Raw genomic sequence first — 12733 nt, 5'->3', positions numbered from 1 at the left:
CCCACCGCGGGCGGCTACCCGGCGATGCGCTCACCGGCCGACGCCGACCCCAGCCAGGTGTGCGGGTTGCGGTCCCAGCACCACCCCAGCTTCGGGGCGCGCTGGGAGATCCAGATCGCCGGCACCTGCTGGTTGCCGCGGCGGGAGGCCGGCAGCGAGAAGCACTTGTTCTTGCGGAGCATGTCCGGCCGCTGCGTGACGAGCGCGATGCCCTCGGCGATCGTGAGCGGCGTGCGCCCGCGGCCGAGGATCGTGGTCACGGCGGTCTCGGGCGTGACGTTCGTGAGGTCGGACCCGGTGTCGATGTCGGTGAGCAGGTACACCGGCGCGTCCGGGAGGTCCACGGCCTCGATCGGTGCGTACAGGCCGAGGTGCTCGTCCTCGATCATCAGGGTCGCGGGGCGGTCGTCCTTGGTCATCAGCAGCGCGCTCTGGCGCAGCGGCGCGGCGGCCGGCACGATCACGAACGGGACGTGGTCCTCGGGGCGGACCGCGCTCGGCCGGTCGGGGAGCCGGGCCGCCAGCCGCTCGACGGCGGAGCGCAGGTCGGTCTCGCTCGTCTTCATCAGGGCGGGGTAGCCGAGGCGGAAGAGGTTCTCGAGCTGGCGCTCGAGCTCGGCGACGGTGGTGCGGTCGGTGGCAGCGGCGGTGGTGGGCAACGGGTCTCCCTTGTCGATCGGCCGAGGTTCAACGGTCGGCGTGCCCGCGAAGTTCCCGGTCGCGGGCCGCTGACCCCGCTGCCACGGCCCCCGGGTGGGCACCGCTCCGCTGCGGCGCGGGCAGAAGTCGTCGCCCGTCGCGCGGGTGAACGTTCACACGGGTGATCCGAGCGGAACAGCGTCGAAAAATGCCCGCCCAGGGAGGGGCGACTCTCCCGCGGAGAGGCAACAGTTCCCGCGGAGAAGCACAACAGCCCCCGGGAGATCTCCCGAGGGCTGCGAGTGGTGGCTCCGACCGGCGTCGATCCGGTGACCTTTCGATTTTCAGTCGAACGCTCTACCAACTGAGCTACAGAGCCGTGGCGGCGTCGCCGTCAAACTGGTGGGCCTTCCGGCGATACCGTTCCGCGACCCCGACCGGACTTGAACCGGCGGCCTCCGCCGTGACAGGGCGGCGCTCTAACCAACTGAGCTACGGGGCCAGGTACTGCTCACTGCACGAGTTGGTACCCCCAACGGGATTCGAACCCGTGCTACCGCCGTGAAAGGGCGGGGTCCTAGGCCGCTAGACGATGGGGGCCCAGCAGGCGCCCCCACGTTCCAGACGCCCCAGAACCTCGACGAGCATAAGGGAGCGGCAGGCCCGGGAGCAAACCGGCTCGCTGTGGGACATCCCACGCGCTGGCCAGCACGGACAGGGGCACAGCGGCGATCGCCCGGTTCACAGCAGTCCTGCACCTCCGGCCACCGTGAGAGCCTCGGCGCGGCTGGACACGCCGAGCTTCTGGTAGGCCGCGCGCAGGTGCGTCTTCACGGTGTTGAGCGAGAGGAACATGGCGTCGGCCAGCTCCTTCTGCGACCGGAACGAGGCCAGCCCGCGCAACATCAGCAGCTCCTGGTTCGTCAGGCGCACGAGGGCGATCGCGGGCGGGAACATCGGTCGCTCCAGCGGCGCGGGCGTCGGCGTGCCGCCGAGCGCGAGCAGACCTTGCTGATCGGAGCACGACAGCGCGGCGAGCTGCAGTCGGGCGCCGGTGGAGCGTGCCGCCTCCTGCACGCGCCGCCACGCCTCCCGGGTGTCGTGCTCGTCGCCGCTGCGCAGCTCCGCGGCGGCCTGCACCACGAGGCCCTCGAGCCGGACCCGGGAGCTGTGCGTGATGTCGGCAGCCTCGGCGGCGAGGCGCGCCGCTTCGTCCGGGCGCCCGGCGAGCAGCTCCAGGCGCGCCCGGGCCGCCGTGAGAACCGGGCAGGACTCGGCCCGGTTGAGCCGCGCCAGCGCCTGGTCGCCCCGACCGAGGGAGAGCAGCAGATCGACCTCGGCCGCCACGAGCAGCGCGCCCATCAGGCTGACGGGGCCGAGCCTGCCCGCGTAGCGCGTCGAGTCACGCTGCAGCCACGACAGCGCCCGGTACCGGTCGCCCCACACCACGCCGTGGCGGGCGTGCAGGAACGTGACGACCGGTCCCCAGCTCTGCTCGGCGTTGATCCCGGGCTCCAGCCGTGCGAGCGCCGCCTCGGCTCCGTCGCGGTCCAACGTCTCGATCGCGATCAGCGCTCGTGCGAGGTCGCCGGTGAACAGCACCCGCTTGGTGTGCGGGGAAGGGCTGGACGGCAGCTCGTCGTGGCGGGCCAGCCACCGCCGTGCGATGTCGAGATCGCCCTCGACGGCGTGGAAGAGCGCGAGGTTCCCGGCGGCGCCCTTGGCCACGTAGTCGGAGCGTCCGTAGGGCGCGCGCTCGTACGCGCTCTGCAGCAGCGGGAGCGCGCCGCAGACCTCGCCGGCCAGAGCGCGGGTGATGCCGGCCTGCAGCAGAGCGAGCGGCTGCCGCACGCGCCGCGCCGCCGGGACGGTCGTCTCGACGACGTGGCTGAGCGTCTCCACGCGACGGGCGTGGTCGAGCGCCTCTCCGTGGCGCCCGCCCATCCGTGCGGCGACCATCTGGGCGCACGCGAGCGCAAGCTCGTCCAGCACCGGGTGGCGGGCGTCGGCGTCGGCGAGCGACCCGGCGAACTCCATCGCCGGTGTCGGCCCGCTCGCCGGGACGACGTGCTGCGGCTCGATGCTGGTGGCGAGCCAGATCTCTCGGATGGCCGCCACCCCGCGTGCCGTGCGCAACGACTCCAGCGGGAGCGCCTGGAACGCCGCGTCCAGGTCCGCGGGGAACTCCTCGATCAGCAGGCCCCAGGACCTGCCGATCACGCGCGCGGCGACGGACCACTGCTCGGCTGCGAGCGCCTCGCGCAGGGCGGTGACCGGGTTGCCCTCCGCGCCGCCGGCCTGCCTGGGCGGCGTGGGCGCCCCGAGCACGGTCCCAGGTGCGTCGTGCGAAGCCAAGGTTCCCCCGAACCGGGCCGCTCTCGGGTCGGCCGTGTCCAGGAGAGGTTAGGGCATCTGCGCAGAACAGGGCCCCGCGCACGCACACGGCGTGCGCGGGACCCCGTGCGAGGCGGCTCAGTGGGGGAGCACCTCGTCCGCCCCACGCCTGCTGTGCCGGGCGAGCACCAGGGCTCCACCCAGCAGCAGCAGCACCAGAGCACCCAGGGCGAGACCCCACCCGATCTGAGCGCCAGTCGTCGGGAGGTCCTCGGAGAGAACCACCGAACCGGACTCCGAGGTCGAGGGGTCCGAGGTGATCGGGTCACCGCCACCCGTGCCGTCGCCCGGGGGTGCGGCGCTCGCGGTCGCCGTGTTCGACAGCGCCGCACCGGTCAGGTCGGCCTCCTGCACGGTGTAGCTCGCCGTGCAGACGATCTCCTCGCCGGGGAGCAGCGACGTCTCCGGGCACGCGACCTCCGAGAGGTCGCCCGCACCGGTGAACGCACCCTCGGTGACGGCCACCGAGCTCAGCGTCACGTTGCCCGTGTTGGTCACCAGGAAGCTGTACGTCACGGTCTGGCCCACCGCCGTGATCGTCGCGGCGTCCGAGGTCTTGACCAGTCCGATCCCGGGTGCGTGCGGTGCCTCGATGTTCACCTCCGACGGCGGCGAGGTCACCGGCGGTGCCTCGGTCCCCGGCGAGGCGCCGGTCACGGTCGCCGTGTTGCTGAGCAACCCGGAGTCGACGTCGGCCTGCGTCGCGACGTAGGCCGCCTCGCAGGTCATGGACTCCTGCGGGGTGAGCACGACGGCGGGGCACTCGATCGCGTCCAGCTCGCCTGTGCCGGTGAACCCGCCGTCGTCGACGACGATCTCGGTGAGCGTCACGTTGCCGGTGTTGGTCACCAGGAAGCTGTAGAGCACCTGGTCACCGGCGTTCGTGATCTCCTCGACGTCCGAGGTCTTGACCAGGGTGATCCCCGGCGCGGACGGCACCTCGACGACGATCTCGGACGGTGGTGCCTCGACCGGCGTGCCGCCGCCCGGAGGTGTTCCGGTGCCTGTCGCCACGTTGGTCACGGCTCCGGCGTCCACGTCCTCCTGCGTGAGCTCGTACGTCGCGGTGCACGTGACGTCGTCGCCCGGCGCGAGGACCGTGACGGGGCACTCGATCGCGGACAGCTCACCGCTCCCGGAGAACTCGCCCTCCACCGGTGCCACGTCCGACAGCGTCACGTTGCCGGTGTTCGTCAGCAGGAAGCCGTAGGTGATCACGTCACCCACCGCCGATGCCGAGGCCGGGCTCGCGGTCTTGACGACGCTCAGCCCCGGTGCCGGGTCGCTCCCGACGGTGGTCTCCGAGGGCGGTGACTCCACCGGCGTGTCCGAGCCGGGCGGGGTGCCGGCCGCGGTGGCGACGTTGGTGACGCCACGCGCGTCGACGTCCTCCTGGGTGAGCACGTAGGTCGCGGTGCAGGTCGTCTCCGCAGCCGGAGCCAGCGTGGTCACCGGGCAGAGGATCTCGGAGAGGTCACCGGTGCCGGTGAAGTCCTGCTCCTGAACGGTGATCCCGCTCATCGTCACGTTGCCGGTGTTGATCACCCGGAAGCTGTAGGTGACCTCCTCGCCGGCGCGGTCGACCGTGGCCGGGGTCGCGGTCTTCACGACGCTCAGCGACGGGTTCGGCGGCAGCGGCACCTCCACCTGCGAGGGCGGCGAGTCGGACCTGCCGCCGGAGGGGGTGTTGCCCGTGGCGACGGCCGTGTTCTCGAGCGAGCCGCTGTCGACGTCGGCCTGGGTCAGCGTGTAGGTCGCCGTACAGGTCGTGGTCGCCTCAGGTGCCAGCGTGGTGGCGGGGCAGCTGATCGCAGACAGGTCACCCGTGCCCGAGAAGTCCACCTCGACCACAGCGAGCTCGTCGATCGTCACGTTGCCGGTGTTGGTCACCAGGAACGAGTACGTCACAGGGTTGCCCGCGGCCGCACCCACCGGGGAGGCCGACTTGGCCACCGTGAGCGAGGGGTCGTCGGGCGAGTCGACCGTGACGGTCGAGGGCGGGGTGTCCGTGACGCCGCCGCCCGGGGGCGTGCCGCCACCGGTCGCGGTGTTGGTCACGCCGCCGTTGTCGACGTCGGCCTGGGTCAGCGTGTAGAGCGCCGTGCAGGTCGTCGAGGCGCCCGGAGCCAGGGCCGTGCTCGAGCAGGTCACGGCGGAGAGGTCGCCGGTCCCGGTGAACTCGGTCTCGTCGACGTGCACGTCGGTCAGCGTCACGTTGCCGGTGTTCGACAGCGTGAACGAGTAGGTGATCTCGGTCCCGGCGGTGCCGGCGGTCGTCGGCGTCGCCGACTTCACCAGCGTCATGGCGGGCGCGTCCGGCGTCTCCACCGTCACCGAGGACGGCGGCGAGTCGATCGTGCCGCCTCCCGGCGGGGTCCCGGTCGCCGTAGCGGTGTTGGTCACGCCGTCGGCATCGATGTCGGCCTGCGTGAGCACGTAGGGCGCCGTGCAGGTCATGGTGGTGCCCGGCGCGAGCGGTGCGTCGGGGCACGTGATGGCACCCAGGTCGCCCGTGCCGCTGAAGGCACCCTCCTCGATGCTGACGTCGGTCAGCGTGGAGCCGCCCGTGTTGGTGACGTCGAAGCTGTAGGTGATCTCCTCGCCCACGGTGCCGCTGGTGGCCGGGAGGGCGGTCTTCGTGAGGGTCAGCCCGTCCTCGGCCTCGTCCTCGTAGTCGAAGGTCGACGGCGTCGAGGTGATCGGCGGGCTGAAGGGCGGCGTGCCGGTGACGGTCGCCGAGTTCGTGATCAGCTCGGCGTCGACATCGGCCTGGGTGAGCGTGTAGTCGGCCGTGCAGGTGGTGCTGGCCCCCGGGGCGAGCGTCGTCGTCGGGCACTCGATCGCGCCGAGATCGCCGGTGCCGGTGAAGTCGCCCTCGTTGACCACGATGCCGGTGAGCGCTGTGTTGCCGGTGTTGGTCACCAGGAAGCTGTACTCGAGCGTGCCGCCGGTGGCGAAGGGCTCGCCGTCGGGAAGAGCGGCCGACTTGACCACCGAGACGCCCGGCGCGTAGTTCGCCGGCGTGGTGACCGTCGAGGTGTTGTTGTCGGGGTTCGGGTCGTTCTCGTTACCGGTGACGGTCGCCGTGTTGGTGAGCGTCTCGATGGTGCCCGTGACCGTCCCGGTGACCATGAAGGTGAAGAACTGACCAGGTGCGGTCCTGCCGTCGACGCAGGTCATGAGGTTGCCCTCGAACGAGCACTCGTCGTTCGGGCTGGACAGGTTGGACATCGACGCCGGCAGCAGGTCCTGGAAGTAGTACCCGCTGGAGGCGACGTCGCTGTGGTTGGTGACATTGAAGTAGTAGGTCACGGTGCTGCCAGGGATGTAGCTGGACGGGCCGGACTTCTCGATGCTGAGATCGACGTCAGCGCCGAGGTTGCTGGTCGCGTCGTAGTTGACGGTCGAGGTGTCCCATGCCGGCCCCTGCGACGTCGTGATGATGCTGAAGGTCGGGTTGTCGGCACCCGCGTTGCTCACCTCGATCTGCGTGATCTCACCTGTCCGGTTGTTCGCCAGACCGAGGTTGCCGTTGCCGTACAGCCACTGCCCACCGAACGAGGCGAGCTCCACAGCGATCGGCCAGCTGGCGACCGCGCCGGACCCGAGGTCGATCCGCCAGATCTGGCTGGTGCCGTCGACACCCCAGAGGTAGCCGTCCAGGTAGACGAGGTCGGCGAAGTTCGGGAGGTCCTCGTCGACGACGATCGCGGCGGCCTCGACCGTGGTCACGTCGACGGCGAAGACCGTGCTCGTGTCGTTCTGGCTGCGGACGAAGAACGTGCCGGCGTCGTCGCCGGCCCCGAAGGTGCCTTGGTTGAACTGCATGCCGTCCAGACCGGCGATCGGACCCAGGTCCTCGGTGATGCCGCCCTGGCCGATGCGGATGAGGTGGTTGATCTCGGTGCTGATGGCGTAGATGTAGTTGTCGAGAGCGTTGTAGCCCATGCCGTTGTAGTCATGGGTACCCGCGCCTTCCTCGACGTAGGAGAACTCAGGTCCGGCTTGCACCCCGGTGTAGAGCACCGTGGCGTTGCGGCCCTGTGAGATGAAGACCGCAGCCGCGGCCGGGTCGAAGGGGTCGCCCGGTGCGGCGCTGGCCGTCATGGTGGTCGTGGCGGCGCCCGCCGCCGTCAGCGCCACGGTCGCCAGCGCGACCGCGAGGGCTCCTCGCAACGCACGCGCGAGGACGCCGCTGCCTCGCGGCGCTCGACGTGGCACCGATGGCCTGGGATCCTTCTCGTGCGCGGAGCGCACACGTCTGCTGCTCATGGATAGTTCCTCCCCGATCTGCTCCATCTGGCGACGCCGTCGGCTCGCTCCGTGGCGGCTCTGCGGGACGGCGTCGGCGTAAGCGAATCGGTCGACGAACCGTGCGATCAACGATCGCGTGGGCATCTCACCCGGGATCTCACCCCGATGACTCAGGGTGTGAGACTGGGCCCGTGATCGAGATGTCGCCCGAGGCGTTCGAGGAGGCTGTCGCCGACGGCCTCGACCTCATCCCGGAGGAGCTGGCGAGGCACATCGACAACGTCGTGGTGCTGGTCGAGGACGAGCCGCCCCCGGACGCGGAGGACCCGGACCTGCTCGGGTTGTACGAGGGCACGCCGCTGACCGAGCGCGGCGAGTGGTGGGCCGCGGGCTCGCTCCCGGACCGCATCACGATCTTCCGCAACCCCACGCTGCGCTTCTGCGAGGACGTCGACCAGGTGGCCGAGGAGGTCGCGGTGACGGTGGTCCACGAGATCGCCCACCACTTCGGCATCGACGACGCCCGGCTGCACGAGCTGGGGTGGGCGTAGGCAGCGACCGGCGCGGTGCGCGAGCGCGCACCAGGTCACCGCGAGCCCCTGCCTCGGTGAGCGACACCCGTTATCGTCGGACCATGCGTTTTCCTGCCGCCCAGCCTTGATTCACCACCTCGCTGACGACCCGGGTGATCGCGTTCGCCGTCGCCCGGGACTGCTTCCCGCTGTATGCGCTCTACACGCTGCTGTTCGCCGACAGCGGGTTGTCTGCGCCGCAGGTCAGCACGCTGCTGATCATCTGGTCGGCCACGGCGTTCGTGCTCGAGGTGCCCTCCGGGGTGTGGGCGGACCTGCTCGACCGGAGGCTGCTGCTGGCCCTGGGGGCCGTGCTGCAGGCGGCAGCGTTCGCGACGTGGATGCTGTGGCCGACGTACCTCGGATACGCCCTCGGGTTCGTGGTGTGGAGCATGGGCTCGGCGCTGCAGTCCGGGACGTTCGAGGCCCTGGTCTTCGACGAGCTGAGCACCCAGGGACGCGCGGCGTCCTACGCCCGGCTGCTGGGGCTCTCCCAGGGCGTGGCGATGGGGGTGATGGCCATGGCCATCGCCGCGGCCGCGCCGCTGTACGCGGCCGGCGGCTACCCGTTGGTGGGCTGGACGAGCGTGGCGCTCGCCCTGCTGGGGGTCCCGGCGGCGCTGGCGTTGCCGCGGGCGCGTCCGGTGATCTCGACGGCGCCGGGCCGACCGGCCGACGCGGTCGACGACGACGACGACCCGAGCCGCGGCGGCGTGCTGCGAGGCTATCTCTCGACCCTCGGCGTCGGGCTGGGCGAGGCGAGCAGCAGCCGACCGGTCCGACGCACGCTGCTGCTGCTGTTCCTGGTCGTGGTGGTGATGGCGGTCGACGAGTTCTTCCCGCTGGTGGCGAGCGACCTGGGTGTGCGCACCGCGCACGTCCCGTGGCTCATCGCCGCGTGCTCGCTGATGCAGGCCCTCGGCACCGCGGCCGTGGGGTGGACGGCCTCGTGGCGCCGGGCGCCGTTCGCGGTCCTCGTGCTGGCCGCGGGGGTGCTGCTGGCCGCCGGAGCGACGACGTCCGGCCCCTGGGGCTTCGCGCTCGTGGCGCTCGGCTACGGGCTCACCAACAACGCGATGGTCGCGACCGAGGCGCAGCTGCAGCACCGCATCTCGGGGCGCGCCCGGGCGACGGTGACCTCGGTGGCGGGTCTGGTGAAGGAGGGTGCCGCGCTCGTGGGCTTCGCGACCGTCGGGCTGCTGACGAGCGGCTCCACGGTCGCGCCGGCGGTGGCTGCCGTCGCGCTCGCAGCGGCGGCACTGGGTGCTGTCGCCGCCTGGCGAGCACTCGACGACCGGATGTCGGCCGCCCCCGGACCGCGTCCGTGGCACCATCGAGAGATGAGCGACGACACCAGGATCACCGTCTCCCGCACCATCGACGCGTCCGCCAGCGACCTGTTCGACATCCTGAGCAACCCCCGCCGGCACCCCGAGGTGGACGGCTCGGGCTTCATGCGCTCCGGCGACCGCACGAACCGCGTGCAGGGGGTCGGCGACGTCTTCACGATGGAGATGTCGGGCGACCACATGGGCGGCGACTACCGCACGGAGAACCACGTGACCGGCTACGACAAGAACGCCCTGCTCGCGTGGCAGACCGCGCCCGAGGGCACCGAGCCGCCCGGGTGGGAATGGGTCTGGGAGCTGAAGCCGACCGGTCCCGACGCCACCGAGGTCACGCTCACCTACGACTGGGGCAAGGTCACCGACCCCGAGATCCTCAAGACGACCCGCTTCCCGCTCGTGACCCAGGAGCAGCTCGAGGCCTCGCTGGGCAACCTCGCGGCCGCCGTCAGCAGCTGACCGCAGCGCAAGCCGTTCAACGAGGACAGAAGCTGTCCTGAAGGCTTCCTAGGGTCGGGGTACATCCCCGAGACCAGGAGGTCGACCATGCAGGTTCTCGTCACCGGAGCCACCGGGACCGTCGGGCGGGAGGTGGTGCGCGCGCTGCTCGAGCGCGGCCACGCCGTGCGCGCGCTGTCGCGGGAGCCGGCCACTGCGGCGCTGCCCGCCGAGGTGGAGGTGGTGCGGGGTGACCTGACCGACCCGACCACGCTGGCGCCCGCCCTGCAGGGGGTGGAGGCGGTGCACCTCATCGCCTTCGACGCGCCTCGCGGCAGCGGCGGCGGGGCTGCGCTCACCGAGGTCGAACCGCTGCTGGCCCAGCTGCGCACCGCGGGTGTGCGCCGCGTGACCGTGCTCCAGAACGGCTATCCCGGCCCGCTGGAGGCGGCGATCGCCGAGCAGGACGCGATCGGCTGGACGATCCTGCAGCCGGTCGAGTTCATGGCGAACATGATCGGCGACTGGGCCGAGCAGATCCGTGCCTCCGGGCCTGTCGAGGAGCCCTACGTCGACCGGCTGAGCGCCATGGTCCACGAGGCCGACATCGGGGACGTGGCCGCGATCGCCCTCACCGCCGGCGGGTACGAGGGCACCGAGCTCGTCCTCACCGGACCCCGCCCGCTCACGCTCCGCGACAAGCTCGACGCCGTCGGGGCCGCCACCGGGAGCCAGATCGGGCTCGTCGAGCTGACCGTCGAGGAGGCCGAGGCGCGCTGGCGCGCCCAGGGGATGGATGACGAGACCGTCGCCTTCTCGCACTGGATCTACGGCGACGGCGGTCCCGAGATCGGCCGGACGCCGTCGGGCGTCGTCGAGCAGGTGACGGGACGCCCGGCGCGCGAGGTGACCGAGTGGGCGGCCGCGCACGCGGACGCCTTCCGTTGACCGGCGGCGTCCCGGGCTGCCGCGGCCCCGCTCCGGCATCGCGCTGCGGACGGGCGATAATGGTCGGCATGGACAAGGTCAGCAAGACCGAAGACGAGTGGCGCGCCGAGCTCGACCCGATGGAGTACGCGGTGCTCCGCGAGGCGGCCACCGAGCGCCCGTTCACGGGCGAGCTGCTCGGGGAGCACCGCACCGGCATCTTCTCCTGCCGGGCCTGCGACGCCGAGCTGTTCCGCAGCGACACGAAGTTCGAGAGCCACTGCGGCTGGCCGAGCTTCTACCAGCCGAAGGAGGGCGACGCGGTCGAGCTGGTCGAGGACCGCTCGCACGGGATGGTGCGGACCGAGGTCCGCTGCGCCCGCTGCGGCTCGCACCTGGGGCACCTGTTCGACGACGCCCCGCAGACCCCCACCGGGGACCGGTTCTGCATCAACTCGGTGTCGCTGCGGTTCGCTCCGCAGGAATGACCCGCGTCCTCACCCTCAACCTCCAGCACGGGCTCTCCCGCGAGGGCACGGCCACGAGCGCCGAGGAGCTGGCGGGCGCGGTGTCCGGGCTGGAGGTCGACGTCCTCGCGCTGCAGGAGGTCGACCGCGGGCAGCCGCGCAGCGGCGGGGTCGACCAGGCACGGGTCGTCGCGGACGCGCTGGGGCTGCCCCACGTGCGGTTCGCGGCTGCGCTCACCGGTGACGTCCGGAAGGGCAAGTCCTCACCCTCGCGGTGGGGGACGGCCGACGGCGCGGCGTACGGACTGGCCATCGCCTCGCGCTGGCCCGTTCTCGCCTGGTTCGTGAAGCCGCTGCCGCGGCTGCCGGTCCGGCACCCGGTGCTCGCCGGCGGGCAGCTGAAGCTGCGTGACGACGAGCAGCGCGGCGCCCTCGCTGCCGTGCTGCAGACCCCGCAGGGGCAGCTGAGCGTCACGTGCGCGCACCTGTCGCTGCTGGGCCCGGTGGCCGCGGTGCAGCTGCGGAACCTGCTGCGGTCGGTGGCCACGATGCCCGGTCCGGCACTGGTGTGCGGGGACCTCGACCTCGACCCGTGGGCACTGCGCCCGCTGGCACCTGGGTGGCAGCTGCCGCGAGCGCTGACCTTCCCGGCACGTGCCCCGCGCCGCCAGATCGACCACGTGCTCGCGCGCGGGATCGCGATCGACCGGGTCGAGGCTGTCGAGCTGCCCGTCTCGGACCACCGCGGGCTGCTGGCGACGCTGAGACCGACCGAGGCGTGAGCGACGAGCCACCCGCGCGGGGTCTGAGCCGCGCGCTCGCCCGGGTGCCGGCGCCGGCCCTGTTCGCGACGTCCGGGATCGCGCAGTACAGCGGGGCGGCGCTCGCCGTCGGCCTGTTCGCGCTGATGCCGCCGCACACGGTCGCCTGGGCGCGCGCGCTCGTGAGCGCCGTGATCCTGCTGGTGCTGATCCGGCCCTGGCGCACGCCGTGGACCCGCGCGACGCTGCGGCAGACCGGACTCTTCGGCGTCGTGCTGGTCGTCATGAACATGCTGTTCTACATCGCGATCCACTACCTGCCGCTGGGTGCCGTGGTGGCGATCGAGTTCGCCGGCCCGGCGCTGGTTGCGGCATGGGGGAGCCGGAGCGCACGCGGGCGGGTGGCGGTGGCGCTCGCAGCGGCCGGCGTGGCGGCGATCAGCCTGGTCGGGCTGCGCTGGGACGAGGCGGGTGTCGGCGGCACCGCGCCCATGGTCCTCGGGCTGCTGTGCGCTGTCGCGGCGGGAGCGACCTGGGCCTGGTACATGGTGCTCGCGGGCCGGATCGCGGCTGTGCGTGACGGCCAGGCCTCGCTCGCCGTGGGCACGTCGATCGCCGTCGTCCTGCTGGCCCCGCTGGCAGCGCCGTGGGCGGGCCCGTTGCTCACCTCGGGCGGCAGCATCTGGCTGGCGGTGCTGGGTGTGGGGGTGCTGTCGTCGGTGATCCCGTACATCCTGGACCAGGTCGCGATCGTGCGGCTGGGCACGGCGACGTTCGCCCTCCTCAACGCGCTGCTGCCCGCCACCGCCACGGTCGTCGGGTTGCTGGCGCTGCAGCAGCAGCCCACGATCGGCGAGATCGCCGGCCTCCTCGCGATCAGCGTGGCGGTCGCGCTGGCACCCCGCAGGCGCGCGCTGGGACCGGACGGCGCCTGA

The 12733-nt window shown here is 72.0% G+C and carries 9 protein-coding genes and 3 tRNA genes; 6 read left to right on the top strand and 6 right to left on the bottom strand.

The window, feature by feature from the left end:
- Positions 1 to 14: 14 nt before the first annotated feature.
- The 6 genes from GPA04_RS06525 to GPA04_RS06500 all read right to left on the bottom strand — a co-directional run bounded on the left by GPA04_RS06525 (position 15) and on the right by GPA04_RS06500 (position 7305).
- Positions 15 to 659 carry a DUF5701 family protein gene (locus tag GPA04_RS06525; protein WP_156223270.1) on the bottom strand — a complete coding sequence of 215 codons (645 nt, stop codon included), beginning with the start codon at positions 657 to 659 and terminating at the stop codon, positions 15 to 17.
- Positions 660 to 942: 283 nt separating this feature from the next.
- A tRNA-Phe gene (locus tag GPA04_RS06520) sits at positions 943 to 1018 on the bottom strand.
- Between the two features lie 49 nt (positions 1019 to 1067).
- Positions 1068 to 1141 (bottom strand) — tRNA-Asp (locus GPA04_RS06515).
- A gap of 22 nt (positions 1142 to 1163) precedes the next feature.
- Positions 1164 to 1239, bottom strand: a tRNA-Glu gene (locus GPA04_RS06510).
- 141 nt (positions 1240 to 1380) lie between these two features.
- The gene (locus GPA04_RS06505) at positions 1381 to 2994 is read right to left on the bottom strand and encodes a helix-turn-helix transcriptional regulator (protein ID WP_156223269.1); all 1614 of its coding nucleotides are present in this window, start codon (positions 2992 to 2994) and stop codon (positions 1381 to 1383) included.
- A gap of 117 nt (positions 2995 to 3111) precedes the next feature.
- Positions 3112 to 7305 carry a DUF7507 domain-containing protein gene (locus tag GPA04_RS06500; RefSeq protein ID WP_156223268.1) on the bottom strand — a complete coding sequence of 1398 codons (4194 nt, stop codon included), beginning with the start codon at positions 7303 to 7305 and terminating at the stop codon, positions 3112 to 3114.
- 182 nt (positions 7306 to 7487) lie between these two features.
- Between GPA04_RS06500 and GPA04_RS06495 the strand changes: the two genes are divergently transcribed.
- From GPA04_RS06495 to GPA04_RS06470, 6 genes are all read left to right on the top strand, one after another.
- Positions 7488 to 7838: a metallopeptidase family protein gene (locus GPA04_RS06495; protein WP_156223511.1), complete on the top strand. Its 351-nt coding sequence runs from the start codon at positions 7488 to 7490 to the stop codon at positions 7836 to 7838.
- 134 nt (positions 7839 to 7972) lie between these two features.
- The gene (locus GPA04_RS21485; protein ID WP_156223267.1) at positions 7973 to 9664 is read left to right on the top strand and encodes an MFS transporter; all 1692 of its coding nucleotides are present in this window, start codon (positions 7973 to 7975) and stop codon (positions 9662 to 9664) included.
- A gap of 87 nt (positions 9665 to 9751) precedes the next feature.
- Positions 9752 to 10591 carry an SDR family oxidoreductase gene (locus GPA04_RS06485; RefSeq protein WP_156223266.1) on the top strand — a complete coding sequence of 280 codons (840 nt, stop codon included), beginning with the start codon at positions 9752 to 9754 and terminating at the stop codon, positions 10589 to 10591.
- A gap of 68 nt (positions 10592 to 10659) precedes the next feature.
- Positions 10660 to 11058 carry a peptide-methionine (R)-S-oxide reductase MsrB gene (gene msrB / locus GPA04_RS06480; protein WP_156223265.1) on the top strand — a complete coding sequence of 133 codons (399 nt, stop codon included), beginning with the start codon at positions 10660 to 10662 and terminating at the stop codon, positions 11056 to 11058.
- A complete protein-coding gene (locus GPA04_RS06475; protein WP_156223264.1) occupies positions 11055 to 11819 on the top strand; it encodes an endonuclease/exonuclease/phosphatase family protein in 765 nt (254 codons plus the stop codon). Before msrB ends, GPA04_RS06475 begins: the two co-directional genes overlap by 4 nt.
- Positions 11816 to 12733: an EamA family transporter gene (locus GPA04_RS06470; protein ID WP_241680643.1), complete on the top strand. Its 918-nt coding sequence runs from the start codon at positions 11816 to 11818 to the stop codon at positions 12731 to 12733. Before GPA04_RS06475 ends, GPA04_RS06470 begins: the two co-directional genes overlap by 4 nt.

This window comes from Pseudactinotalea suaedae, assembly GCF_009733815.1.
In the GTDB taxonomy this organism is placed as follows: Bacteria; Actinomycetota; Actinomycetes; order Actinomycetales; family Beutenbergiaceae; genus Pseudactinotalea; species Pseudactinotalea suaedae.
The sequence above is the reverse complement of the archived record's forward strand: the minus strand, read 5'-3'. Positions and strand labels throughout refer to the sequence as shown.